Source organism: Phenylobacterium sp. (genome assembly GCF_030680185.1).
GTDB lineage: Bacteria > Pseudomonadota > Alphaproteobacteria > Caulobacterales > Caulobacteraceae > Phenylobacterium.
Window position 1 is genome coordinate 47,780 of the sequence record NZ_JAUXVZ010000039.1, and the last position, 21,912, is coordinate 69,691.

The 21,912-nt window shown below is 68.7% G+C and carries 25 protein-coding genes, 1 pseudogene and 1 riboswitch; of the genes and pseudogenes, 9 read left to right on the plus strand and 17 right to left on the minus strand.

From position 1 onward, the window contains the following. Nucleotides 1–12: 12 nt before the first annotated feature. The 6 genes from gcvT to Q8L83_RS10070 form a co-directional block, all read right to left on the minus strand. Nucleotides 13–1,122, minus strand: a complete 1,110-nt coding sequence (gene gcvT, locus Q8L83_RS10045) for a glycine cleavage system aminomethyltransferase GcvT (protein ID WP_305286512.1) — start codon at nucleotides 1,120–1,122, stop codon at nucleotides 13–15. 168 nt (nucleotides 1,123–1,290) lie between these two features. Then, nucleotides 1,291–1,383: riboswitch (glycine riboswitch) on the minus strand. A gap of 139 nt (nucleotides 1,384–1,522) precedes the next feature. Next, nucleotides 1,523–1,984 (minus strand): ArsI/CadI family heavy metal resistance metalloenzyme, encoded by a 462-nt coding sequence (locus Q8L83_RS10050; RefSeq protein WP_305286514.1) that lies wholly within the window; start codon nucleotides 1,982–1,984, stop codon nucleotides 1,523–1,525. Beyond that, nucleotides 1,981–2,340, minus strand: a complete 360-nt coding sequence (locus tag Q8L83_RS10055; protein WP_305286516.1) for a helix-turn-helix transcriptional regulator — start codon at nucleotides 2,338–2,340, stop codon at nucleotides 1,981–1,983. The genes Q8L83_RS10050 and Q8L83_RS10055 overlap by 4 nt, the downstream gene beginning before the upstream one ends. Nucleotides 2,341–2,379: 39 nt before the next feature. Continuing rightward, complete coding sequence (locus Q8L83_RS10060) at nucleotides 2,380–2,715, minus strand: YnfA family protein (protein ID WP_305286518.1); 336 nt, start codon at nucleotides 2,713–2,715, stop codon at nucleotides 2,380–2,382. Nucleotides 2,716–2,746: 31 nt separating this feature from the next. Then, complete coding sequence (locus Q8L83_RS10065; protein WP_305286520.1) at nucleotides 2,747–4,546, minus strand: arginine--tRNA ligase; 1,800 nt, start codon at nucleotides 4,544–4,546, stop codon at nucleotides 2,747–2,749. Continuing rightward, nucleotides 4,543–5,226, minus strand: a complete 684-nt coding sequence (locus tag Q8L83_RS10070) for a Tat pathway signal sequence domain protein (RefSeq protein ID WP_305286522.1) — start codon at nucleotides 5,224–5,226, stop codon at nucleotides 4,543–4,545. The genes Q8L83_RS10065 and Q8L83_RS10070 overlap by 4 nt, the downstream gene beginning before the upstream one ends. 118 nt (nucleotides 5,227–5,344) lie before the next feature. Here Q8L83_RS10070 and ispH point away from each other — a divergent pair, with 118 nt between their 5' ends. The 3 genes from ispH to rnhA all read left to right on the plus strand — a co-directional run bounded on the left by ispH (nucleotide 5,345) and on the right by rnhA (nucleotide 7,807). Continuing rightward, entirely contained in the window at nucleotides 5,345–6,322 is a 978-nt protein-coding gene (gene ispH, locus Q8L83_RS10075) for a 4-hydroxy-3-methylbut-2-enyl diphosphate reductase (RefSeq protein WP_305286524.1), read from the plus strand. 76 nt (nucleotides 6,323–6,398) lie between these two features. Further along, nucleotides 6,399–7,364: a homoserine kinase gene (thrB, locus tag Q8L83_RS10080; protein WP_305286526.1), complete on the plus strand. Its 966-nt coding sequence runs from the start codon at nucleotides 6,399–6,401 to the stop codon at nucleotides 7,362–7,364. After that, on the plus strand, nucleotides 7,361–7,807 hold the full coding sequence (gene rnhA, locus Q8L83_RS10085) for a ribonuclease HI (RefSeq protein WP_305286527.1): 447 nt from the start codon (nucleotides 7,361–7,363) through the stop codon (nucleotides 7,805–7,807). Before thrB ends, rnhA begins: the two co-directional genes overlap by 4 nt. Nucleotides 7,808–7,816: 9 nt before the next feature. Here the strand turns inward: rnhA and Q8L83_RS10090 are convergent, their stop codons facing one another. Together Q8L83_RS10090 and Q8L83_RS10095 are read right to left on the minus strand one after the other, a co-directional pair. Next, nucleotides 7,817–8,755 carry a calcium/sodium antiporter gene (locus Q8L83_RS10090; protein ID WP_305286528.1) on the minus strand — a complete coding sequence of 313 codons (939 nt, stop codon included), beginning with the start codon at nucleotides 8,753–8,755 and terminating at the stop codon, nucleotides 7,817–7,819. Nucleotides 8,756–8,936: 181 nt separating this feature from the next. Beyond that, nucleotides 8,937–9,374, minus strand: a complete 438-nt coding sequence (locus Q8L83_RS10095) for a TIGR02301 family protein (protein WP_305286529.1) — start codon at nucleotides 9,372–9,374, stop codon at nucleotides 8,937–8,939. Between the two features lie 117 nt (nucleotides 9,375–9,491). Between Q8L83_RS10095 and Q8L83_RS10100 the strand changes: the two genes are divergently transcribed. Next, nucleotides 9,492–9,998: a YbjN domain-containing protein gene (locus Q8L83_RS10100; protein WP_305286530.1), complete on the plus strand. Its 507-nt coding sequence runs from the start codon at nucleotides 9,492–9,494 to the stop codon at nucleotides 9,996–9,998. 2 nt (nucleotides 9,999–10,000) lie between these two features. On the opposite strand, the gene Q8L83_RS10105 is transcribed toward Q8L83_RS10100, so the two are convergent. Then, nucleotides 10,001–10,978, minus strand: coding sequence for a nitronate monooxygenase family protein (locus Q8L83_RS10105; RefSeq protein WP_305286532.1), 978 nt, complete (start codon nucleotides 10,976–10,978; stop codon nucleotides 10,001–10,003). 247 nt (nucleotides 10,979–11,225) lie between these two features. Then, complete coding sequence (locus Q8L83_RS10110) at nucleotides 11,226–12,005, minus strand: SDR family NAD(P)-dependent oxidoreductase (RefSeq protein ID WP_305286534.1); 780 nt, start codon at nucleotides 12,003–12,005, stop codon at nucleotides 11,226–11,228. A 150-nt stretch (nucleotides 12,006–12,155) separates the two neighbouring features. Here Q8L83_RS10110 and Q8L83_RS10115 point away from each other — a divergent pair, with 150 nt between their 5' ends. Both Q8L83_RS10115 and Q8L83_RS10120 read left to right on the plus strand, forming a co-directional pair. Next, the gene (locus tag Q8L83_RS10115; protein WP_305286536.1) at nucleotides 12,156–12,395 is read left to right on the plus strand and encodes a type II toxin-antitoxin system CcdA family antitoxin; all 240 of its coding nucleotides are present in this window, start codon (nucleotides 12,156–12,158) and stop codon (nucleotides 12,393–12,395) included. Continuing rightward, nucleotides 12,395–12,697, plus strand: coding sequence for a CcdB family protein (locus Q8L83_RS10120; protein ID WP_305286538.1), 303 nt, complete (start codon nucleotides 12,395–12,397; stop codon nucleotides 12,695–12,697). The genes Q8L83_RS10115 and Q8L83_RS10120 overlap by 1 nt, the downstream gene beginning before the upstream one ends. Before the next feature lie 127 nt (nucleotides 12,698–12,824). Here Q8L83_RS10120 and Q8L83_RS10125 read toward each other — a convergent pair whose 3' ends face one another. Genes Q8L83_RS10125 through Q8L83_RS10140 form a run of 4 tightly spaced genes read right to left on the minus strand, consistent with a single transcriptional unit; the run spans nucleotide 12,825 to nucleotide 16,846 of the window. After that, entirely contained in the window at nucleotides 12,825–13,622 is a 798-nt protein-coding gene (locus Q8L83_RS10125) for a 3-hydroxybutyrate dehydrogenase (RefSeq protein WP_305286540.1), read from the minus strand. 24 nt (nucleotides 13,623–13,646) lie between these two features. Then, nucleotides 13,647–14,429, minus strand: coding sequence for a peroxide stress protein YaaA (gene yaaA, locus Q8L83_RS10130; protein ID WP_305286542.1), 783 nt, complete (start codon nucleotides 14,427–14,429; stop codon nucleotides 13,647–13,649). Nucleotides 14,430–14,480: 51 nt separating this feature from the next. Next, nucleotides 14,481–15,890 (minus strand): FAD-binding oxidoreductase, encoded by a 1,410-nt coding sequence (locus Q8L83_RS10135; protein ID WP_305286543.1) that lies wholly within the window; start codon nucleotides 15,888–15,890, stop codon nucleotides 14,481–14,483. Between the two features lie 23 nt (nucleotides 15,891–15,913). After that, nucleotides 15,914–16,846: an L-threonylcarbamoyladenylate synthase gene (locus Q8L83_RS10140; RefSeq protein WP_305286545.1), complete on the minus strand. Its 933-nt coding sequence runs from the start codon at nucleotides 16,844–16,846 to the stop codon at nucleotides 15,914–15,916. A 128-nt stretch (nucleotides 16,847–16,974) separates the two neighbouring features. Here Q8L83_RS10140 and Q8L83_RS10145 point away from each other — a divergent pair, with 128 nt between their 5' ends. Then, on the plus strand, nucleotides 16,975–18,723 hold the full coding sequence (locus Q8L83_RS10145) for an acyl-CoA dehydrogenase (RefSeq protein ID WP_305286547.1): 1,749 nt from the start codon (nucleotides 16,975–16,977) through the stop codon (nucleotides 18,721–18,723). Between the two features lie 5 nt (nucleotides 18,724–18,728). On the opposite strand, the gene Q8L83_RS10150 is transcribed toward Q8L83_RS10145, so the two are convergent. Both Q8L83_RS10150 and Q8L83_RS10155 read right to left on the minus strand, forming a co-directional pair. Further along, nucleotides 18,729–19,376 carry a DUF3299 domain-containing protein gene (locus tag Q8L83_RS10150; RefSeq protein WP_305286549.1) on the minus strand — a complete coding sequence of 216 codons (648 nt, stop codon included), beginning with the start codon at nucleotides 19,374–19,376 and terminating at the stop codon, nucleotides 18,729–18,731. Further along, a complete protein-coding gene (locus Q8L83_RS10155) occupies nucleotides 19,360–19,737 on the minus strand; it encodes a MerC domain-containing protein (RefSeq protein ID WP_305286551.1) in 378 nt (125 codons plus the stop codon). The genes Q8L83_RS10150 and Q8L83_RS10155 overlap by 17 nt, the downstream gene beginning before the upstream one ends. A gap of 275 nt (nucleotides 19,738–20,012) precedes the next feature. Between Q8L83_RS10155 and Q8L83_RS10160 the strand changes: the two genes are divergently transcribed. Then, nucleotides 20,013–20,807: an EAL domain-containing protein gene (locus Q8L83_RS10160; RefSeq protein WP_305286553.1), complete on the plus strand. Its 795-nt coding sequence runs from the start codon at nucleotides 20,013–20,015 to the stop codon at nucleotides 20,805–20,807. 52 nt (nucleotides 20,808–20,859) lie between these two features. On the opposite strand, the gene Q8L83_RS10165 is transcribed toward Q8L83_RS10160, so the two are convergent. Beyond that, on the minus strand, nucleotides 20,860–21,411 hold the full coding sequence (locus Q8L83_RS10165; protein WP_305286555.1) for an OmpA family protein: 552 nt from the start codon (nucleotides 21,409–21,411) through the stop codon (nucleotides 20,860–20,862). 198 nt (nucleotides 21,412–21,609) lie between these two features. Between Q8L83_RS10165 and Q8L83_RS10170 the strand changes: the two are divergent. Continuing rightward, a pseudogene (locus Q8L83_RS10170) lies at nucleotides 21,610–21,912 on the plus strand (hypothetical protein); the annotation flags it as partial.

The window sequence follows — 21,912 nt, forward strand, 5'->3', positions numbered from 1 at the left end:
GACATTCCTTCTCTAGACCTTGCGCACGTAGCGATGGGGGACGAACGGGGTGGCGACCACCTGGGCGGCCTGGGCCCTGCCCCGCACGATGACTTTCAGTTCCGTCCCGGCGGCGGCCAGCGACGGCGGCACAAATCCAAGGGCGATGGGATAACCAAGGCTGGGGGCGAAGCCGCCCGAGGTGACGACGCCCACCACCTTGCCCTCGGCGTCGGCGATCTCGGCGCCTTCCCGGGCCGGCGCGCCCTCGACCTTCAGGCCGACAGCCTTGCGGGCGACCTCACCGGCCAGTTCGGCGGCGATGCGGCTGGCGCCGGGGAAGTCGCGGGCGTCGCGGCGCTTCTTGGACACCGCAAAGCCAAGACCGGCTTCGATGGGCGACACCGTCTCATCCAGATCGTGGCCATAGAGCGGGAGCCCGGCCTCCAGCCGCAGGCTGTCACGGGCGCCCAGGCCGATGGGTCGGACCCGCTCATCGGCCAACAGGGTGTTCCAGATGCGCAACGCGGCCTCGCCCGGCACGGAGATCTCGTAGCCGTCCTCGCCGGTATAGCCCGAGCGCGAGATGATGGCGTCCACGCCAAAGGCTGGGATCGCCGCGGTCTCCATGAAGGCCAGTTTTGCGGCGTCCGGCGCATGAATGGCCAGCACCTCGGCGGCTTTCGGCCCCTGCAGGGCCATCAACGCCCGGTCCTCCAGGCGATCGATTCGCACCTGGCCGGCCAGTTCGTCGTCGATGACCTTGAAATCGTTTTCCTTGCAGGCGCCGTTGACCACCACGAACAGCCCATCGTCATCGGGACGCCCGGCCATCAGGTCGTCGATGATGCCGCCCTTCTTGTTCAGAAGGACGGAATAGCGCTGCTTACCGGGCTTCAGGCCGATGAAATCGCCCGGCGTGACCTCCTCGAAGGCCGACAGGGGCGAGACGCCGCGTAGGCGGGCCTGACCCATATGGGAGACGTCGAACAGGCCGGCGCTCTCGCGGGTCCAGAGGTGCTCCTTGAGCACCCCATCCTTGTACTGCACCGGCATGGAATAGCCCGCGAACGGAACCATCCGGGCGCCGGCCTCGAGATGGGCGGCGTGAAGGGGCGTCAGTTTAAGCGTCTCGTCCGACACGGCGGGCCTCCGGCTGATGATTCGACGCGCCGGGGCCTTGGTCGCCCATTCTCGACACGCGCCCCCGCTGTCCCTGAGCCTGAGAGATTTAGAGGCGGACGATCATGTCCGCGCCCATTGCTCCTTCGGCGAGCCCTACCTTTCGGCGGGCTGCTTTCCAGCGTTCATCAGCTCTTCGCGGTCCGTTTGCCTGAGCGTTTCCGGGGCGGTTGCGCCTTCGGCGCCGGGCCAGACGAACCCGGTCTCTCCCGCGAGGAGTCCTCGGAAACTCCGCGATCACCCGTTGGGAGTCAACGCGCAAAGTTCGCGCGGCGGCATGGCGCATCGCCACGCCCAGTTATGCGCCGTTGCGCCCGCCCGAACGACTCCAGCGGGCGCTCGGGCGGGCGCGCTGGGATGGTCAGCAGCAGGCCGCGGCGGGCTCTTGCGCTTTGGGCTCGGCGCCACAGCAGGCCGCCGCAGGGGCTTCCATGGCCGGGACGTCGTCCTCGCCATAGGTGGTCGCCTCGCCAAAGGTGTGGAAGGTCTCCCAGCGCAGTCCCGACGGATCGCTGACCCAGGACTTGTCCGACCGGGCATAGCAGCAGGTGGCCGCTTCCTGGTCGAAGGTGGTCTCGCCGGCCGCCTTGAGACGTTCGGCCAGCACCGTCAGTTCGTCGCCCTCGTCCACCTGGATGCCCAGATGATCGACGCCAACGCGCCCGCCGTGGGTGGAGATGGCGAAGTTCACCTTCGGATCGTCCAACTGCCACTTGGCGTAGTCGTCCTTCACCACTGTGGGCTGGGCGCCGAACAGGGTGGCGTAGAACTGGGTGGAGCGGTCCAGGTCCTCGACCGAGACGTGCACATGCAGACGCTTCATGCGGGCATTCCTTCTTTCTGATCGCAACAGGATTGAGCGGCCGCGGCCGCAACGGGGTCGCAGACCTCTGGGCGGCCCTGGCAGCAGTCCTGCATCAGGTAGAGGAGCAGGTCCCCCATGCCGTCATAGTCGGCGCTATAGATGATCGATCGCCCGTCCCGACGGGACTTGGCCAGGCCGGCATTGGTCAGGATGCTGAGCTGGGCCGAGAGGGTATTGGGGGCGACATTGGCCGCCCGGGCCAGATCGCCGGCCGGCAGGCCCCCGTCGCCGGACTGAACCAGCAGACGAAAGACTTCCAGGCGGCCCTGTTGAGCCAGGGCGGACAGACGCTTGAGGGCGGTATCGATTTCCATAATTCAACAATTATGGAAATGATGAAGTTAGGTCAAGGCTCAGATGACCGGCGATCGCGGTCCAAAGAGGATGACGCCTGCGCCGACCAGGCAGATGCAGACGCCGATCAGATCCCAGCGGTCTGGGCGCACCCCCTCCACCGCCCACAGCCAGACCAGGGCCGAGGCGATATAGACCCCGCCATAGGCGGCGTAGGTCCGGCCGGCATGCTCGGCATCGACCAGGGTCAGCAGCCAGGCGAAAAGGGCCAGACTGGCCATTCCAGGGATGAGCCAGAGGATGCTCTGGCCCTGGCGCAGCCAGGCCCAGAAGGCGAAGCAGCCGGCGATCTCGGCGATCGCCGCGCCCAGATAGGTCAACAGCCAGAACTTCATGCGTCCCTCCGCCCATGCCGGGCGTTGAAGACTACATGCGTTCGGGCGTCTCGATACCCAGCAGGTCCAGGGCGAGCTCAAGCTGCTGCAGGGTGACCTTGGCCAGGGCCAGGCGCGAGGCCTTGACCGGCGGCTCGGCGATCAGGATCGGACAGGCCGCATAGAAGCGCGAAAAGGCCTGGGCCAGCTTGTAGGCGTGATCGGCGATGAAGTTAGGCGCCTTGCGCTCATAGGCTTCAGCCAGGGCCTGGTCGAAGGCGTCCAGCAACAGGACGAGCTCGCGCTCGGCCGGTTCGGCCACCTGGATCTCGCCGCCAGCCACGCCTTCGTCGGCGGCCTTGCGCAGCACCGATTTCACCCGCACCGCCTGATAGAGCAGATAGGGGCCGGTCTTGCCCTCGAAGCTGGTGAAGCGATCGAGGTCGAACACGTAGGAGGTGCCGCGGAAGTTCTGCAGGTCGGCGAACTTCAGGGCGGCGACTGCAACCTTGTGGGCGGTGGCCTCGAAGGCATCGGGGTCGAGACCCGCGCCGAGGTCGGCCTCTTTCAGACGCTCGCGGGCCTTGTCGCGAGTCATCTCGATCAGGTCGTGCAGCTTCAGCACACCGCCTTCGCGGGTCTTGAAGGGCTTGCCGTCCGTACCGTTCATGGTGCCGAAGCCGATATGCTCCAGCGCCCCCTCCTTGGCGTAGCCGGCCAGGTAGGCCGCCCGGAAGACGATCTCGAAATGGTCGGCCTGGCGCTGGTCCACCACATAGAGGACGTGGTGGGGATCAAAGCCCTGCTTGCGGTCGAGAATGGTGGCGAGATCGGTCGTGCCGTACATGGCCGAGCCTTCGGACGACACCACCAGCAGGGGCGGCAGCTCGCGCTTGTCGCCCTGGCGGTTCACGCGAATGATCCGGGCGCCCTGGTCCTCGACCAGCAGGGCCTTGGCCTCCAGGTCCTTGACCATGTCCGGGATCAGGGGATCGGCGTCGCTCTCCCCCTTCCAGAGGTCGAAGTCCACGCCGATGGCGTGGAAGTCCCGCGCCAGCGCCACCTGGGTCACCCGAGCAAAGTGACGCCACAGGAGGTGGTAGCCTGGATTGTGCGCCTGCAGCTCGGCGGTGAGCTTGCGCGCCCGGTCGCGATAGTCGGGATCTTCCTTCCCCCTGGCCGCAGCCATGGGATAGAGCCGGTCCAGGTCCGCCAGGCTGACCCGCTCGTCCAGGGCCTTGAAGGCCTGGGCCTCGTCTTCAGGGGTCAGGGGCGTGGTGCGGGCGTTGACCTGCTCGACCAGCCTGGCGACGAAGGCGTCTTCGTCGCAGACCGCCCCGATCAGCAGCCCCATCTGATAGCCCCAGTCGCCGAAGTGGGCGTCGCCAACCACCTCGTCGCCGCGGAACCGGTAGAGCCGCTTGATCGCCTCGCCGATGATGGACGAGCGCAGATGGCCCACATGCATGGGCTTGGCGACATTGGGGCCGCCATAGTCCACCAGCACCCGCCGCGGCGTCTCCACCAGGGCTGCGCCCAGACGGGAATCGGCGGCCAGTTCATTGGCCCGGACCGCAAGGGCGTCCGGCGCCACGCGCATATTGATGAAGCCCAGGCCGGCGATCTCCACCGAGGCCAGGCGCGGGTCTTTGGCCAACTCCGCCACGACGCCCGCGGCGATCTCGCGGGGGTCGCGGCGCGCCTTCTTGGCGGCCGCCAGGGCGCCGTTGCATTGGAAGTCGGCCAGGTCAGGCCGGTCGGACGGCGTCACACGGCCAAGCTCGGCCGGCAGACCCGCAGCGGCGAAGGCGGCCGAAACCGCCTCCCCCAAGCCCCTCTTCAGGTCGGTCATGGGTTGGCTTGCGTGGTCCCGGTGGCCACGTCGGTCCCGACGTCGATACGGAAGCGCTTCCCGGCCCGGTTGAACTCGGCCATCTCGGGCGTGACGTCAAAGCCGACCAGGACCTCGAAGTTGGCGCCGCTGGTGGTGAGCTGCGCCCGCGGGATCACGATGCCCTCCACCATCTGGCGGACATAGGTGCGATCCTCGCCCGGACGGAAGGTGACCGGCAGATCGAAATATTCCTTGGCGATGACCGCGTCGTTACGCTTGGTCACCGCGACCCAGTAGCGATAGGTCTTCTGCGATCCCTGGGCGGTGGGGCCGCGGCCGAGCTCGAACAGGAGCTCCATCATCACCTGAATCGGCTCCTCGTTCTCATAGGAACAGCCGGCCGAAATTCCCTGGATCTCGCCGGAATAGCCCACGGCGGCGGAAGCCTCCTGGCCGCCGGCGAACTCCACATAGCGCCCGGCGTCATAGAGCACCTTCACATAGGGGCACGGACCGGCGTTGCGCAGTTGCGGCAGGGGCGCCTGGCGGTCGCCCCACTCGGTCTGGCGCTGCCGACGGTCGCTGGCCTGCTCGGAGCGGCCCTCCGGGGTTTGGCTGCGCCCCTGGGCCAGGCTCTCCGCCGGGAAGGAGCCGGCGGCGAGCGCCAGGGTAAGAGCGGCAAGCAGGTAACGGCGCATCAGACGTCCAGAATTGTCGGCGCGGGGGCCCCGCGCATGCAAGGCCTGTACTAATGGTTCTCGATTGAGGCCGCAACGCGGCTGGCGGCGGGGGCTGCAAACCCCTAACTTCAAGACCATGAATCCTGCCCTCGATCCCGCCCCGATCCGAACGCCCCTGACCGTCCTTCTGGCCGCGCCCCGCGGGTTCTGCGCCGGCGTCGACCGGGCGATCCAGATCGTTGAGCGGGCCATCGAGAAATACGGGGCGCCGGTCTATGTGCGCCATGAGATCGTCCATAACCGCCATGTGGTCGATCGGCTGCGCAGCCTGGGCGCGGTGTTCGTCGAGGAGTTGGACGAATGCCCCGACGACCGCCCCGTGGTGTTTTCGGCCCACGGCGTGCCAAAGTCGGTCCCGGCCGAGGCCGGACGTCGGCAGATGCTCTATCTGGACGCCACCTGCCCGCTGGTCTCCAAGGTCCATGTGGAGGCCCAGCGCCACTATGAGGCCGGCAAGGAGATCGTCCTCATCGGCCATGCCGGCCACCCGGAGGTGATCGGCACCATGGGGCAGCTGCCGGACGGCGTCGTCACCCTGATCGAGACGGTGGAGGACGCCCAGGCGTTCACGCCCAAGGATCCGGCCAACCTCGCCTTCGCCACCCAGACCACGCTCTCGGTTGACGATACGGCCGGCATTGTCGGCGCCCTGCGCGCCCGCTTCCCCCAGATGGCCGCCCCCCACAAGGAGGACATCTGCTACGCCACGACCAACCGCCAGGAGGCGGTGAAGTCGGTCTCGGCCCGGGCCGACGTGCTGCTGGTGATCGGCTCGGCCAATTCTTCGAACTCGGTGCGTCTGGCCGAGGTGGGGGCCCGCGCCGGCTGCGTGGCGCACCTGATCGACGACGCCAGCGCCCTGGACTTCGCCTGGCTCGACGGCGCCCAGACCGTGGGCGTCACCGCCGGCGCCTCGGCGCCCGAGGATCTGGTTCAGGGGGTGATCGACAAGCTGGCCGAACGCTTCGACCTGACCATCGAAATGGAAGAGGCGGCCCGCGAAGCGGTGACCTTCAAGCTGCCGCGGCTGTTGAGCGAGGCAGAGACGGCCTAGGTCGGCTACGTAAAATACGGTTGCGGGAGCGGGTCTGTCTTGACCGCGCCTGCGGCCTCCCCCATGCCCGGCGGCCATGGCCGTCTATACCGACATCTCCGACGAAGAGCTCGCCGAGCTGCTCGCCCGCTATGACCTGGGGGCGGCGCAGACCTTCAAGGGCATCGCCGAAGGCGTGGAGAACTCCAACTTCCTGCTGGAGACCGACCGTGGCCGCTTCATCCTGACAATCTATGAGCGTCGGGTGCAGCCTGAAGACCTGCCCTTCTTCCTCGGCCTGATGCATTGGCTGGCCGATCACGACTACCCCTGCGCCACGCCCATGGCTGGCCGCGACGGGGAGCTGATCCAGAGCGTCCGCGGCAAGCCCGCGGCCATTGTCGGCTTCATGCCGGGCCTGTCGGTGCGCCGCCCCACGGCCCGCCATTGCCGGGAGGCCGGCGAGGGCCTGGCCCGCCTGCACCTGGCGGCCGAGGGCTTTCCCATGGGCCGGGCCAATGATCTGGGCCATGAGGCCTGGGGTCCGCTGTTCGCCGGCCTGAAGGGCGCGGCCGAGGACCTGAAGCCGGGCCTGGCCGCGACCATCGACGCCGACCTGGCGCACCTGGCGGCCCACTGGCCGACGGGCCTGCCCGAAGGCGTCATCCACGCCGACTATTTCCCCGATAACGTTTTCTTCCAGGGCGAGCAGTTCGCCGCGGCCATCGACTTCTATTTCGCCTGCGTCGACGCGCTCGCCTATGACATCGCCGTGGCGCTGAACGCCTGGTGCTTCGAGGCCGACGGCAGCTTCAACATCACCAGCGCCCGGGCCCTGGTGGCGGGCTATGAAGCTCACAGGCCCCTCACCGACGCCGAGCGGAACGCCCTGCCGATCCTGGCGCACGGGGCGGCCATGCGCTTCTTCCTGACGCGGCTGAACGACTGGGGCGCGACGCCGGCCGGCGCCCTGGTGCGGCCCAAGGACCCTCTGGAATACGAGCGCAAGCTGGCGGTCCATCGCAGCGCCACAGACCTCGTGCTGTTCGGGGATCGCCCGTGACGCCGCAGGTCACGGTGTTCACCGACGGCGCCTGCAGCGGAAATCCTGGCCCCGGCGGCTGGGGCGCGATCCTGATCTTCGGCGAGCGGGAGAAGGAGATCAGCGGCGGCGAGCCGGCGACCACCAACAACCGCATGGAGATGATGGCCGCCATCCAGGCGCTGGAGACGTTGAACCGTCCCTGCCGCGTCGAGCTGCACACCGACAGTCAGTATGTGATGAAGGGCATCACCGAATGGCTGCCCGGCTGGAAGGCCCGCGGCTGGAAGACGGCCGCCAAGGCGCCGGTCAAGAACGCCGACCTCTGGAAACGGCTGGACGAGGCGCGCCTGCGCCATCAGGTCGACTGGCGCTGGGTGAAGGGCCATGCCGGCCACGTTCTGAACGAACGGGCCGACGCCCTGGCCCGCAAGGGCTTGAAGGACGCCCAGGCCCTGGCCTGAGCGCGCGCTCTAGCCCAGAAGCAACAGACCGACATAGGCCACATAGGCCAGCAGGAAGCCTGCGCCCTCCAGGCGCTTCAGCCCGCCGCCCGTCCGCAGCAGCAGGGCCAGGAGGCCGGTGGCCGCCAGCAGCACCCAGATGTCCAGGTTGGCGATTTCCGGCGGAATGCGGATCGGCGACACCGCCGCCGTGATCCCGAGGATTCCGAAGACGTTGTAGATGTTGGAGCCGATGACGTTGCCCAGCGCCACGTCGGCATGGCGGCGCAGGGCGGCCACCACGCAGGCCACCAGCTCCGGCAGGGACGTGCCCACCGCCACGATGGTCAGGCCGATCACCCGCTGCGGCATGCCCAGGCCCTCGGCCAGCTCGATGGCCCCGCCGACCAGCAGGCGCGCGCCGACCACGGTCAGGACGATGCCGCCAGCGGTCATCAGGACGAAACGGCCCAGGCGCTTCCAGTCCCGCTCCACGGGCGGCCGGGTGACCCCGCCGGCTTCGTGATTGCGCTCACGAAGATAGGTCACCACCAGATAGATCCCGAGCAGGACGAGGAGGAACAGGCCGAACCAGCGGTCGATAAAGCCCGCCACCACCGCCAGCAGGCAGATCACCGACGAGGCGCCCAGCGCGATCATGTCCCGCCCGATCGCCTGGGGACGGACATAGATCGGCGAGATCGCCGCGGTGACGCCCAGGATCAGCAAGATGTTGGCGATGTTGGAGCCGACCACATTGCCCACGGCGATATCGGGGGCGTTGCGCAGGGCGGCGATCAGGCTGGTGACGAGTTCCGGCGTCGAGGTGCCGAAGCCCACCAGGACGAGACCGCTGAGCAGGGGCGAGACCCCCAGCACCCGGGCCGAACCCACCGCCCCACGGACCAGGATTTCGCCCCCGAACGCCAGGAAGACCAGGCCGCCGATGATCAGCAGGGAGATGATCACCTGAGCGCCGCCCCTGGGGCCGGCAAGAAGTCGCAGTCGGGCAATGGGCGCTCCTTTGGGTCGCGGAAAAGAGCGAACGGATGGGGCAGATGTTCCGCCCGCCGGCCTCAGGCGCCCAAAATGGGGCCGCGGCAAATTGGCGATGTCCGCCCGAGTGTCAAGACGTCCCTTGGGGCGAGCCTCAGGGGGAGACTGGCGGCGCAAGCTCCAGGGCCTGCCGCCGCGCCTCAGCTTCGCGGGGGTCGAGCCTGTGGGCGACGCGGCTCATTCGGCTGGCGAGGCTCTGGCCGCGGCGAGCCGTCGCCGCCTCGGCGATCCGGCTGGCCCGCGTACATTGGGGATACTCGGTCCGGCGCGCGGCGAAACCGGAATTGAAGGCCTCCTTCATCCGCCGGTCGAGGGCCGCATCGGGCTGTTCGGTGTCGGTCACCCCGATCATCCGGTCGCGCCAGTATTGGTCATAGGCGCCTTCGCAGACCTGACGCAGGGCGTGGCTCTCGCCGAGGACATAGGCGATGTCCACCAGGGTCTGGCGTTGGGCGGGCGTTCGCTCCTGCGCCACGGCGGGGTTCGCCAGGGCCAGGAGTCCGCCGAGGATCAGAAGCGCAGCTGCACGCATGGCGCCTAATCTGAGCCTTCCCCCCGTCGTTGTCACGGGTGCGCGCTTGAGGGGCGAACCCTCGCCTCGGGGCGCGGCTTCTGCTAGCCGGTGGACCGACAGCGCGGGGGAGCGATCATGCGGGCGACAGTGTTCTTCCAGACCTTGGTCATCAGCCTCGTGGTGAGTTTCGCCGCAGGTCCCGGCCAGGCCCAGACGGGCGCGCCGGCGCGCGATCCCAGCACCCTGATCGCCGTGCTGGCGGACATGGGCGCCCGGGGCGAGATGGAGGGCCGTGAGGCCGACCAGGTGCGCCTCAATGTCGTGACGCCGGGCGGCATCTTCGGGGCCGAGTTCATCGGCTGCGACGAGGCGGGCCGCGCCTGCCGCGCGCTGGGTTTCACCGCCAGCGTCGACAAACGCGCCATGACGCTCGACCACCTCAACAGATTCAACAGCCGCGACATCCTCTGCCGCACCGTGATGCGCGGCGATCAGGCCGATATCCGCTACGGGCTGCTGCTCGCCGACAGCCAGACCGAGGACGACCTGCGCGATCATGTGGCTGTCTGGCAGCGCTGCCTGGGCGCCTTCGCCGGCTTGGCCAACGACCCCGACGGCTTCCTCGGCGCGGCCCAGGACTAGGCTCAGGCCGGGACGCGGCTGCGGAGTTTCGCCATGCGGTCAATGGCGGCCTCGGCCTCTGCGACCATCTCGGCCACGATCTGGGCCGCCGGCTTGATGTCATGCACGCCGCCGGCCGACTGGCCCATGGCGAAACACGAGCGGTCAGGGTCCAGCCCCTCGACCTGACCGCCGATGCCGCCCATCACGCCCGCCTTGGACGAATGCATGGCCTGCATGGGGAAGGGTTGGATGTCCTGCGGACGGGTTTCCCAGTCTTCCACATAGGGGTTCTTCATCACCCGCATGGGCTTGCCCGAATAGCAGCGGGTGCGGACCGTATCGACGTCCTCGGCCGCCACCACCGCCTCGCGATAGGCCTGGCCGGCGTGGGCCTCGGTGGAGGCGATGAAGCGGGTGCCGATCCAGACCCCTTGCGCGCCCAGCGCGAGCGCGGCGGCCAGGCCGCGGCCATCGGAAATGCCGCCGGCGGCGACCACGGGAATCTTCACCGCCTCGACGGCTTGCGAAACCAGCGGCAGGGTGCCGACCAGGCCGGTGTGGCCGCCGCCCTCCCCGCCCTGGCAGATCACCGCGTCGCAGCCGGCCTGCTCGGCCTTGACCGCGTGCTTCACCGCGCCGCAGACCACCATGACCTTGAGACCCGCGGCCTTCAGCTTCTCCATGATCGGCATGGGCACGCCGAGGCCAGCGATGAAGGAGGACGCGCCTTCTTCGATGATGATCTCCACCGAGGCCGTCAGGCTCTCGGGCGAGGCGGCCAGCAGATCGACGCCGAAGGGCTTGTCGGTGAGCTTGCGGACCTTGCGCATCTCCTCGCGGATGAAGTCCGGCGAGCGGCCGGCCATGCCCAGAACCCCATAGCCGCCGGCCTCGCAGACGGCGGCGACCAGGTCGGCATAGGCCACCCCGCCCATGCCCGCCTGCATGATCGGATGCTGGATTTCCAGCAGGTCGCAAAGCGGCGTGTGCAGGGTCATGGCGTCGTCTCCCGTGGTGTTCTGATTGCCCCCACCATGGCGCCGACGACCGCGCCCGCAAACACTGACCCTGCGTCAGGGGGCTCAAGGCTTCGCGCGCAGCGCATTCAAAAAGAGGGGACACGAAGGACACGAAGGACCGCGAAGGACACGAAGGGAGAAGCCGCGAGGCCTTCGTGTCCTTGGCTTCCCTTCGTGCCCTTCGTGTCACCTTCTTTTTCAGCGCCTGCGGCGCAAGGCGTCGGGATCAGAAGACCCCGTAGCCGCCGTCGATCAGGAAGGAGTCGCCGGTGTGGAAGCGCGAGGCGTCAGAGGCCAGATAGACGGCCATGCCGCCGAAATCGGCCGGCTCGCCCCAGCGGCGCATGGGCACGCGCTTGATGACGTTCTCGTTGAACTTGTCATTGTCCTGGGCCGCAGCGGTCATGTCGGTGGCGACCCAGCCGGGCAGGATGACATTGGCCCGCACCCCATAGCGCGCGTGCTCCACGGCGATGGCCCGGACCATGGGGATCAGGGCGCCCTTGGTGGCGGCATAGGCCTGGTTGCGGGCCGCGCCGTCCAGGGCCGAGAGCGACGAGATCGCCACCAGCGAGCCGCCCTGCCCGTCAGCGCCCCTAGCGACCATGTGCTTGCACGCCTCGCGGAAGGTGAAGAAGACCCCGTCCAGATTGACCGACAGCACCTTGCGATAGGTCTCGGTAGGAAACTCCGAAAAGGACCTCGCCCCGCCGCCGATGCCGGCGTTGGCGACCACCGTATGGACCGCGCCCATCTTTGCCACCGCAGCTTCCATGCCCTCAGCCACCGCGGCCTCGTCGGCCACATTGACCACCTGGGTCAGGACCCGCACGCCGGTGGGCTTGAGCTTCTCTTCCGCCGCCCGGTTCTTGTCGGGATTGGAGCCCCAGATGACGATGTCGGCGCCGGCCTGGGCCATCGCCTCGACCATGCCAAAGCCGATCCCGCCATTGCCGCCAGTGACCAGGGCCACCTTGCCGGTCAGATCGAAGGGTTTGTAGGCCACGGCGTCCTCCTCATTTTCAAACACTTGTTGGGCGAGAAGAGAGGCGGGACGAGGCGGCAGGTCAAGGGTGACGCAGGGGCGGGGGCGCCCACCGGAGTTGATCCGCTTGATGGGCTAGAAAAGGCAGAGGCGTGCGCGTACATTGTGCGCATGGAAAACACGCACGCTTCCGGCCGCCAGCGATTGAACCTTACCCTTCCAGGCGCGCTGGTCGAGGAAGCCAAGGCGCTTGGCCTAAATCTCTCGCGGGCCTGCGAGAGTGGCTTGGAGGCTGCTGTCGCGGCTGAACGGGCGCGTCGCTGGCAGGCTGAAAACCGCCCCTTCTTCGACTGGTACAACGCCAAGGTGGAGAAGGATGGCCTGTTGTTGGCAGAGTACCGGCAGTTCTGATGAAGCATGGCGTTTACCGGCTTCCGAACGGCGTATTGGTCGTGGACGTACAGTCGGATCTGCTGAATCCCACAAACACGCGCGTCGTCGTGCCGCTCATTCCCTCGCTGGAGTTGAAAGGCTCACAGCCAGGACGGCTGACGCCCATTTTCGAGGTTGAGGGTCAGGAGGTCATGCTGCTGCCTCTGCAGATGGCCGCCATACCTCTTCGCGAGCTAGGTCATCGCCCCCTGCGCATACTCACTGAGGACGAGGCCTATGCCGTGAGTGGCGCGCTTGGCGTGCTGTTCGACGGCGTCTAGCAAAGCCGGCCTCTGTTTTCAGGCGAATTCGCAGAGTCCCCTACAAGCGGCCACCGCACGTGCGTGCTCCCCTGCTGGGGCGCGTGTCCCTGGGTCAGGCCGGCGGACGACGACCCACCCTTCGACCTCAAGTCGCCGTCCAGCCGCCGTCCACTGAGAGCGCGGCGCCGGTGGCTGAGGCCCCCATGTCGGAGACGAGATAGAGCAGCATCCCGGCCAGGTGGTCGTATTCGACGAAGGCGCGGTTGGGCTGGGCGGCGAGGATGACCTCGTCCACCACCCGGTCTTCGGAAATGCCCCGGGAGCGGGCCTGGTCGCCGATCTGGGCTTCCACAAGAGGGGTCTTCACATAGCCCGGGCAGATGGCGTTGCAGGTGACGCCGCTCTTGGCGAGCTCGACGCCGACGGCCTTGGTCAGGCCGACCACCCCGAACTTGGCCGCCACATAGGCCGACTTGAACGGCGAGGCCACCAGGCCGTGGGCCGAGGCGATATTGACGATCCGGCCGCGGCCTTGGGCCTTCATCACCGGCACGGCGGCGCGCGTGGCGTGGAAGGCCGAGGACAGGATGATGGCGATCAGGGCGTCCCACTTATCAGCCGGGAAGTCTTCGATCGGCGAGACGTGCTGAATGCCCGCATTGTTGACCAGGATGTCGAGCCGGCCGAACTCGCGCACGGCGAAGTCCACCAGGTCGGCGATCTGATCGGGTTTGGTCATGTCGGCGGCGTGATAGGCGATGGTCGCGTTGGTGCGCGCCTGCAGCGCCTTGCGGTCAGTCTCGATCTGGGCCGGATCGCCCAGACCGTTGAGGATCACATTGACCCCCTGTTCGGCCAGGGCTGTGGCCATGGCCTGGCCGATACCGCTGGTGGAGCCGGTGACGATGGCCACATGGCCGGCGATCCCATAATCCACGGCCATGTCGCGCTCCTTGAGGTCTGAATGTCAGGCCGCGGCGGCGGCCGGTTGCTTGCGGCTGAAGGTCCATTCGCCGGGCTGGGACTGGGCGGCCACGAAGCCGTAGCCCTCCAGATCGAAGCCCCGCAGATCATCGGCGCGGGTGATGCGGTTGTCGATGGCGTACCGGGCCATCAGGCCCCGGGCCTTCTTGGCGTAGAAGCTGACGATCCGTGCATGGCCGTCCTTTTCCTCCAGGAAGCGGATGTTGAGGATCGGCAGCTTCAGGGCCTGGGCGTCGACGGCGCCGAAATATTCCTGGCTGGCCAGGTTTACGAGCGTCGGGTCGGCATGGTCCTGGCCGGCGACGTTCAGCGCCTTGGCGATCCGGTCGGCCCAGAAGTCATAGAGGGTGGCGCCGCGTTTGGTCTTCAGCCGCGTCCCCATCTCCAGGCGATAGGGCTGGATCACGTCCAGCGGCCGCAGCAGCCCATAGAGCCCCGACAGGATTCGCAGATGATCCTGCGCCCAGTCGAGGTCAGCCTTGCTGAGCGTGCGGGCCTGAAGCCCCGAATAGACGTCGCCGTTGAAGGCCAGGGCCGCCTGCAGCCCGTCCTCGCTCTCGGGATCGAAGGCCTGGAACCGAGCGCGGTTCAGCTCGGCCAGATTGTCCGACAGGGACATCAGCCGCTTGAGGTCGGCGACGGTCAGTTTGCGGGTGGTCTTGGCCAACTCGATGACGTCCGCATCGAACTGCGGCGCCGTCATGGGCAACAGCTTTTGCGGCGCGGAAAAGTCCAGCGCCTTGGCCGGGGAGAGAACGATCAGCATGGCGCGGTCCTTTGACCGCTCTTGATGACAATGCCAAGGCGGTTAGGCGCCTTAGAAGTGGACCCGCGGGTTCATGATGCGCTTGGGGTCAAGGGCGGCCCGGATCGCCCGCAGGGCGTTCACCTCAACCGGGGCCTTATAGCGCAAGGCTTCTTCCGTCTTCATCGCCCCCAGGCCGTGCTCGGCCGAGATCGAGCCTTCGAGGCGGGCGACAATGTCGTGGACAAGCCGCGACCCAGCGTCACGCCCGGCCGAATGGGCGGCGTCGTCGCCGCCGTCCGGACGCAGCACGTCATAGTGGATGTTGCCGTCCCCCACATGGCCGAAGGCGCAGATCCGGCAGCCGGGGGCAAAGGCGGTCATGGCCGCGCCCGCCTCCTCCAGGAAGTCGGCCACGCGGCTGACCGGCACCGAGACGTCATGCTTCCAGGTGGCGCCCTCGGGCTTCTGGGCCGGCGACTGGTTTTCCCGCAGGGACCAGAGCGCCTCGGCCTGGGTTTTGGTCTGGGCGACCACGGCGTCGGCGATGAGCCCAGTCTCCAGGGCCTGGCCGAGCAGCCGCTCGAGCGCCGCCTCGGCCGAGCCCGGCTCGCCAGACGCCACCTCCACCAGGACGTACCAGGGATGGGGCTCGCTCAACGGATCGCGCTGGCCGGCGATGTTCTTGAGTGCGAAATCGACGCCGACCCGGCTGATCAGCTCGAAGGCCTCGACGCCGCCGCCGGCCGCCTCCTTGGCCCGGGCCAGCAGGTCGAGCGCCGCCCGCGGACTGGCCAGGCCGACCATGGCCGTGGCCCGGGAGGGCAGGATGGGGAACAGCTTCAGGCTGGCGGCCGTCACCACGCCGAGCGTGCCCTCGGCACCGATCAGCAGCTGCTTGAGGTCATAGCCGGTATTGTCCTTGCGCAGGCGCTTGAGGCCATTCCACACCTCGCCATTGGGCAGCACGGCCTCCAGGCCCAGCACCAGGTCCCGGGTCGTTCCATAGCGCAGCACCGCGGTGCCGCCGGCATTGGTGGAGATCACCCCGCCGATGGTGGCGGTCCCTTGCGAGGCGAGGTCCAGCGGGAAGCGGCGGTTCTTTTCCAACGCCGCCTCATGGGCGCCGGCCAGGGTTACGCCGGCCTCCACCACCATCACGTCGTCCAGGGCGTCCACATCGCGGACGGCGCGCAGGCGCTCGGTGGACAACAGGATCTCGCCCATGGGGATCTGGCCGCCCACCAGGCCGGTGTTTCCCCCCTGTGGCGTGATGGGGACGCCCGCCTCGAAACAGATGCCGACCACGGCGGCGACGTCGGCCGTCGAGCCTGGCAGGGCCAGGAATGGCGTCTGGCCGCTCCAGCGGTCGCGCCATTCCAGCAGCTTGGGCGCCAGGCGCTCAGGCTCCTGGCTCCAGCCGCCTTCGCCGAGCACGGCCTTGAGGCGGGAGATGACATCGGCGGGCACGGAAGTGGTCATGGGATAAATCTAGTCCCTCAGGGCTAGCCGACAAAGCCCGCGGCCCGGCGCAGGCGGTCGGTGATCGCCTCCCCCAGGCCATGGGTCGGGATCGGGGCCACGGCGATGGCCCGCGGAGCCGTACGGTCGGCGGCCCGCAGATAGGCGAACAGGTGGGCAGCGGCCTCGGCCAGGTCACCGGTCGGGCTCAGATTGAACACCCGCGGCCCATCCGGCGCCCCGGGTCCGAAGGCCAGATAGGCCTCGTCGGCCTCCGGCGCGGCGACATCCAGGCGCACCGGCGCCTGGGGGGCGTAGTGACGGGCCATGCGGCCGGGCGAGCGCCGGGCGTCGTCCCCGGCCTCGGCCAGGGGTCCGATCACCGCCTCGATCTGTTCGCGGGTCACCGCGCCGGGCCGCAGCAGACGCGGTTCGTCAAGCAAGGCGACCACGGTGGACTCCAGCCCCACGGCGCAGGGGCCGCCGTCCAGGGCGGCGAGGGCAAAGACGCCGGTCTCCTCCAGGGCGTCGGAGAAGGTGGTCGGGCTGGGCCGGCCCGAGCGATTGGCCGACGGCGCCACCACCGGCCGGCCGAGGGCCGCGATCACCGCCCGAGCCATGGGGTGAGCCGGGGCGCGCACGGCGACGCTGTCGAGGCCGGCTCGGGCCAGGTCGCAGACCGCTGCGCTGTCAGTGACGGGCAGGACCAGGGTCAGCGGGCCGGGCCAGAAGGCCTTGGCGAGCGCCCGGGCGCGGTCGTCGAACCGGGCGATGGTCTCAGCCATGGCGAGGTCGGCCACATGGGCGATCAGGGGGTTGAACCGCGGCCGGCCCTTGGCCTCGAACAGAGCGGCCACAGCGCGCGGATCGGCGGCGTCGGCGGCCAGGCCATAGACCGTCTCGGTGGGCAGGATGGCGAGCGCGCCGCTGGCCAGGGCCTGGGCGGCGCGTTCGACCGCTCCATCGACTTCGCTCATGGTCTGGCTCCGGTTGCGCGCAGGGGTGATAGCCGTAAAGGGGCCAGCTTGTCCCGCCTCGACCAGCCCGGCCTTGGTGACGCCACGTCATCGCGCCTAAATAGCGCCCTGCCAATCTGGAGCCCCGCATGACCTTCCGCGCGCCCGTCCGCGACATCGCCTTCGCCCTCAACGTCGCCGGCCACGGGGACCTGGCCAAGGCGAGCTTTCCGGAGCTGGACGAGGCCACGATCGAAGCCGTGCTGGACGCCGCCGGCGCCTTCACCACAGACGTGCTCGCCCCCTTGAACCGCATCGGCGACCAAAAGGGCGCGAGCCACAAGGACGGCAAGGTCACCGCCGCGCCGGGCTTCGCCGAGGCCTATCGCGCCTTTTCCGAACAGGGTTGGAACAGCCTGTCGGCCGAGCCCGAGCATGGGGGCCAGGGCCTGCCCAAGGCCATGGAACTGGCCGTCTTCGAAATGGTCCATGCGGCCAACATGGCCTTTGGCCTCTGCCCCATGCTGACCCAGGCGGCCATTGAGGCGCTGACCCTGCACGGGGACGAACGCCAGAAGCGCCTCGTCCTGCCGAAGCTCGTGTCCGGCGAATGGACCGGCACCATGAACCTGACCGAGCCCCAGGCCGGCACGGACCTCGCGGCGCTCACCACCCGGGCCGAGCCAGACGGGAACGGCGGCTACAGGCTCTATGGCCAGAAGATCTTCATCACCTGGGGCGACCACGATGCGGTGGACAATATCTGCCACCTGGTGCTGGCCAGGCTGCCCGACGCGCCGCCAGGCGTGAAGGGCATCTCGCTGTTCCTGGCCACCAAGCGGCTGGTCAAGGATGACGGGTCGCTGGGCGAGGCCAACGCCCTTTGGCCCGCCTCCATCGAACACAAGCTGGGCATCCACGCCTCGCCCACCTGCGTGATGATGTTCGACGGCGCCCAGGCCGAGCTGGTTGGCGAGCTCAACCAGGGCCTGGCCCACATGTTCGTCATGATGAACGCCGCACGCCTGCAGGTCGGCGTCGAGGGCGTCGGCATCGCCGAGCGGGCCTTCCAGCAGGCGCTGGCCTACGCCCAGGACCGCATGCAAGGGCGATCGGCCTGGACCGGCGCCTCGCCGGCGCCGATCTACGACCATCCCGATGTGCGCCGCACCCTGATGCTGATGAAGGCGAAGATCGAGGCGGCCCGCGGCATCTGCTTCATGACTGGCGTGCTGGCCGACCATGCGCGTCTGGCGCCGACGCCCGAGGCCCAGGCCGGCGCCAAGGCGCGCCAGGAGTTGCTGACCCCCATCGCCAAGGCCTGGTCCACCGACATGGGGGTCGAGGTGGCCTCCATGGGCGTGCAGATCCACGGGGGCATGGGCTTCATCGAGGAGACCGGGGCGGCCCAGCACTATCGCGACGCCCGCATCGCCCCGATCTATGAGGGCGCCAACGGCATCCAGGCCCTGGACCTGACCGGCCGCAAGCTCGGCATGGCCGACGGCGCGGTGATGGATGCCCTGTGCGCCGAGATGGCCATGACCGCCGAAGCGCTGACCGAACGCGCGGACCTGACCGAAGCCGGCCGCCGCCTGGCCGAGGGGGTGCGGGCCCTGGAGGCCGCCACGGACTGGTTGCTGGCCAACCGGGGGACCGACTCCGCGGCCGGCGCGACGCCCTATCTGAAGCTGGCCGGGGACGTGATCGGCGGCTTCGTCCTGGCCCGGCAGGCCCTGGCCGCCGCGGGCTCGGACGATCCCTGGATGCAGGCGAGGCTGCCGCTCCTGCGCCTCTATGCGGCTCAGGTCCTGGCCGGCGCCGGGGGCCTCGTGGCCGCGGTGACCCAGGGGGCGGCGGAGCTGGAGGCGGTGAGCGCCGAGGCGCTGGGCGGCTGACAGGCTCACACGCCCTCGTCCACCGCCTGGACGATCCTGGCCCGGCCGCCGCGGATCTGGAAGAACAACCCCTTCTCGCCATCATTGGCGAGGTTCAGCACGCCTTCGACCTCGATGAGGTGGTAGCCGGCGCGGATGGGGCGATCCAGCCAGACCTCGATCACCTCATTGGGTTCGGCGGGCGGGTGATAGAAGCAGACCGGCGTATAGGGCGAGATCAGGAAACGGCGGGTCTGCTCGGCCATCTCCAGGGGCAGCATGAAGCCCTGGATCCTGAACGGCTTGCCGGCCAGCTCGCGCACGGCGGCCGGGTGGCTGGCCTGGAAGAGCTGGCTGTCCTCGTCCACCCAGACGCGGGTCTGTCGAAGCTTCTCCCACTGGGGGCCGTCCGCGGTCGGCAGGGTCAGTTGCAGGGCGCGTTCGCCGGCAAGCTCCTGCGCCATCGGGCTCTGGCCGGATTCGAAGTCGGCCCAGATGTCGTCGACCGCGGCCGGCGTCGGAGCCATGTCCGGCTCCTCCAGCGCCTCGGCGGGCGCCGCCTGCGGTAGCGCCGTCTCCGATAGCGCCGGCGTCTCGGGCGCCTCAGGCGGCGGCCCGCAGGCGGTCAGGACGAGTAGCGCCAGCGTCAGGGCGGGGTCAGGTCGAATGGGCATGAGAGTGGCGGGCCGCCCGGCTCTTCCAGTTCATGAGGTGGGCGCTGGCCAGGGTCAGGCCGCCGGCCACCGTCAGGAGCGTCTCGGCGTCGTGAAAGACCAGGCCCGACACCAGCAGAGCAAGGCCGGAGGCGGCCAGGCTGATCGGCCTCAGGCGTCGGGGTTGCGCCAGCAGCAGGGCGCCGACCGACAGGGGCGCGGCCAGGATGACGAAGGCCAGGTGAACCCACTCGGCCTCGCCCCAAAGACCCACCAGAGGGGCGAAGGCGGCGGCCACCGGGAGCGCCAGACAGTGGATCAGGCAGAGGCCAGACAGGCCGATCGCCGAGCCATCGAGCAGGCCGGCGGTGGAAAGCTTCATGAAATGACTCGTTTCAGGGGTGGCGCACGCCCACCTGTGGGATGATCGGGCGGACGCCGCGCGGGTCCGCGCCTCATTGATGTTATAATATAACGTCTACGAACACCCGTGCGGTGGTCAAGCGGATTCTGGTCTGGCGGTCCCCCAGCCTCTGGAGGGCGTGACGCCCAGAGGCTTTGCGAGCCAGGGCCCTGCGGCGGCCTGCCGCAGCGGCGTCCATGCTTGATTCAGCCTTCCCCGGCAGAGTGTGGGCCGACAGTTCCACGGATGCCCCCATGACCCCCGAGCCCAAGACGTCCACCGTCCCCTGCCAGGGCTGCCGCGATGGCGCAGGCCTCGACTTCGATTTCTCGATGGCCTTCCAGCCGATCGTGGACATGGAGACCGGGCGACCCTTCGCCTATGAGGCCCTGGTCCGCGGGCCGGCGGGGGAATCGGCCTGGAGCGTGCTGTCCCAGGTGACCGAAGAGAACCGCTACGCCTTTGACCAGCAGTGCCGGGTCAGGGCGATCGAGACGGCGACCCGGGCGGGCATCCTCGACGGCCCGGCCCGGCTGTCGATCAACTTCCTGCCCAATGCGGTCTATTCGTCGCTGGCCTGCATCCAGCTGACCTTGAAGACCGCCGCGGCCAACGGCTTTCCCACCGACCGGTTGATCTTCGAGTTCACCGAGAACGAGCAGATGGCCGACCCGGCCCATGTGGCCAATATCGTCGCCAGCTATCAGAAGATGGGGTTTGGCACCGCGCTGGACGACTTCGGCGCCGGCCATGCGGGGCTGAACCTGCTGGCCCGCTTCCAGACCGACATCATCAAGCTGGACATGGAGCTGATCCGCGGCCTGGACGAGAGCCTGGCCCGGCGGACCATCGTGGCCGGCGTGGTGCGGATGTGCGCCGAGCTTGGCGTCGAGGTGATCGCCGAGGGGATCGAGACGCAGGGCGAACTGGCGGCCCTGCGCGCCATCGGGGTTCGCTATATCCAGGGCTATCTGCTGGCCCGCCCGGGCTTCGAGACCCTGCCGGCGGTCGACCTGCCGGCGCCGCAACGCATCGCGGCGGCGGGCTAAATCCCGACAGGATCGCTGGCCAAGGCCAGGTCCTGCCGGGACATTTGCCGAATTAGGTCAGGACGATGATCGCCACGCGGCGATTCTGCGCCCGGCCGTCGGCGGTGTCGTTGGACGCCACAGGCACCTCTTCGCCATACGAGATGGTGGCCATGCGGTTGAGCGCGATGCCGTTCAGGGAGAGGTACTTGCGGACCGCCTCGGCCCGGGCCTCGCCCAGTTCGTCATTATAGCCAGCCGGGCCCGTGGCGTCGGTGTGGCCCTGGATCTCCAGGTAGACGTTGCGGTTTTCCGAGGTCAGCCGCTGGACCAGCTCGGCCAGCCGGGCCTCGGCCTCCGGCGACAGGGCGTGGCGGTCGGAGGGGAATTTCACGGAGTCGTCGGAGAGCACGACCTCATAGAGGAACTTGCCCTCGGCCAGCTTGTGGGCGGCGTTGGCGCGGTCCAGGGCCTCGCCGGCGGTGCCCTGCACCTGGGTGACGCGGTTGTCGACCACGGCGACCTCGTCGCGGACAAAGCCCTTGGTCGCGCAGCCGCTGGCCACGAGGCCAGCCATCACCAGAACGCTGACGGTCGCAGCCGACCGGAGTGTGGATTTCGTCATGTAAGCGCCTTTTTGCAACGCAGACCCCAATCCCCATCTGCAACGAAGCCGACATTGGGTTTCGCTATCACGGCCCCGTGATGGCGCGTTCGTGGCGCGATCAAGGCGCCTTGACCATGGGGAGGCCCGTCCGCCGCCACCTTCTCGACGCATGGCCGTGGGAGCCATTTGGGTCCCGATCACGGCGACAGGCGCTTCATGCAAGGGCGAGACGGCAGGGACGAGCGACGCAGGAAAGCTGGCCGGGCAGGCGCCGGCCTGGCGAGCCTGGCGGTTCATGCCGCGCTCCTCGGCGCCCTGGCTCTGGCCCCGCCCAAGGCCGTAGAACCTGAACCCCGGGCCATCGAGGTGGCCCTGATCACGCCGCCCCCGCACCCTGAACCGCCCCCGCCGCCGGAGCCTCCGCCCGCCGAGGCGCCCGACGGTCCAGCCCAGGACGCCGCCGCCCCGGCCGCCGCCGCCACGCCGCCTTCGCCCGCGCCCAAGCTCGCCCCCCCGGCC

Coding starts and splice junctions, on each gene's coding strand:
- Q8L83_RS10150 (WP_305286549.1), bottom strand. CDS start 19,376: ATGCCCATTCGACCTGACCCCGCCCTGACGCTGGCGCTACTCGTCCTG.
- Q8L83_RS10160 (WP_305286553.1), top strand. CDS start 20,013: ATGACCCCCGAGCCCAAGACGTCCACCGTCCCCTGCCAGGGCTGCCGC.
- Q8L83_RS10135 (WP_305286543.1), bottom strand. CDS start 15,890: ATGACCACTTCCGTGCCCGCCGATGTCATCTCCCGCCTCAAGGCCGTG.
- Q8L83_RS10120 (WP_305286538.1), top strand. CDS start 12,395: ATGAAGCATGGCGTTTACCGGCTTCCGAACGGCGTATTGGTCGTGGAC.
- Q8L83_RS10105 (WP_305286532.1), bottom strand. CDS start 10,978: ATGACCCTGCACACGCCGCTTTGCGACCTGCTGGAAATCCAGCATCCG.
- Q8L83_RS10115 (WP_305286536.1), top strand. CDS start 12,156: ATGGAAAACACGCACGCTTCCGGCCGCCAGCGATTGAACCTTACCCTT.
- ispH (WP_305286524.1), top strand. CDS start 5,345: ATGAATCCTGCCCTCGATCCCGCCCCGATCCGAACGCCCCTGACCGTC.
- Q8L83_RS10155 (WP_305286551.1), bottom strand. CDS start 19,737: ATGAAGCTTTCCACCGCCGGCCTGCTCGATGGCTCGGCGATCGGCCTG.
- Q8L83_RS10065 (WP_305286520.1), bottom strand. CDS start 4,546: ATGACCGACCTGAAGAGGGGCTTGGGGGAGGCGGTTTCGGCCGCCTTC.
- Q8L83_RS10165 (WP_305286555.1), bottom strand. CDS start 21,411: ATGACGAAATCCACACTCCGGTCGGCTGCGACCGTCAGCGTTCTGGTG.
- Q8L83_RS10125 (WP_305286540.1), bottom strand. CDS start 13,622: ATGGCCGTGGATTATGGGATCGCCGGCCATGTGGCCATCGTCACCGGC.
- Q8L83_RS10145 (WP_305286547.1), top strand. CDS start 16,975: ATGACCTTCCGCGCGCCCGTCCGCGACATCGCCTTCGCCCTCAACGTC.
- yaaA (WP_305286542.1), bottom strand. CDS start 14,429: ATGCTGATCGTTCTCTCCCCGGCCAAGGCGCTGGACTTTTCCGCGCCG.
- Q8L83_RS10060 (WP_305286518.1), bottom strand. CDS start 2,715: ATGAAGTTCTGGCTGTTGACCTATCTGGGCGCGGCGATCGCCGAGATC.
- Q8L83_RS10095 (WP_305286529.1), bottom strand. CDS start 9,374: ATGCGTGCAGCTGCGCTTCTGATCCTCGGCGGACTCCTGGCCCTGGCG.
- Q8L83_RS10050 (WP_305286514.1), bottom strand. CDS start 1,984: ATGAAGCGTCTGCATGTGCACGTCTCGGTCGAGGACCTGGACCGCTCC.
- Q8L83_RS10055 (WP_305286516.1), bottom strand. CDS start 2,340: ATGGAAATCGATACCGCCCTCAAGCGTCTGTCCGCCCTGGCTCAACAG.
- thrB (WP_305286526.1), top strand. CDS start 6,399: ATGGCCGTCTATACCGACATCTCCGACGAAGAGCTCGCCGAGCTGCTC.
- Q8L83_RS10100 (WP_305286530.1), top strand. CDS start 9,492: ATGCGGGCGACAGTGTTCTTCCAGACCTTGGTCATCAGCCTCGTGGTG.
- Q8L83_RS10070 (WP_305286522.1), bottom strand. CDS start 5,226: ATGCGCCGTTACCTGCTTGCCGCTCTTACCCTGGCGCTCGCCGCCGGC.
- Q8L83_RS10140 (WP_305286545.1), bottom strand. CDS start 16,846: ATGAGCGAAGTCGATGGAGCGGTCGAACGCGCCGCCCAGGCCCTGGCC.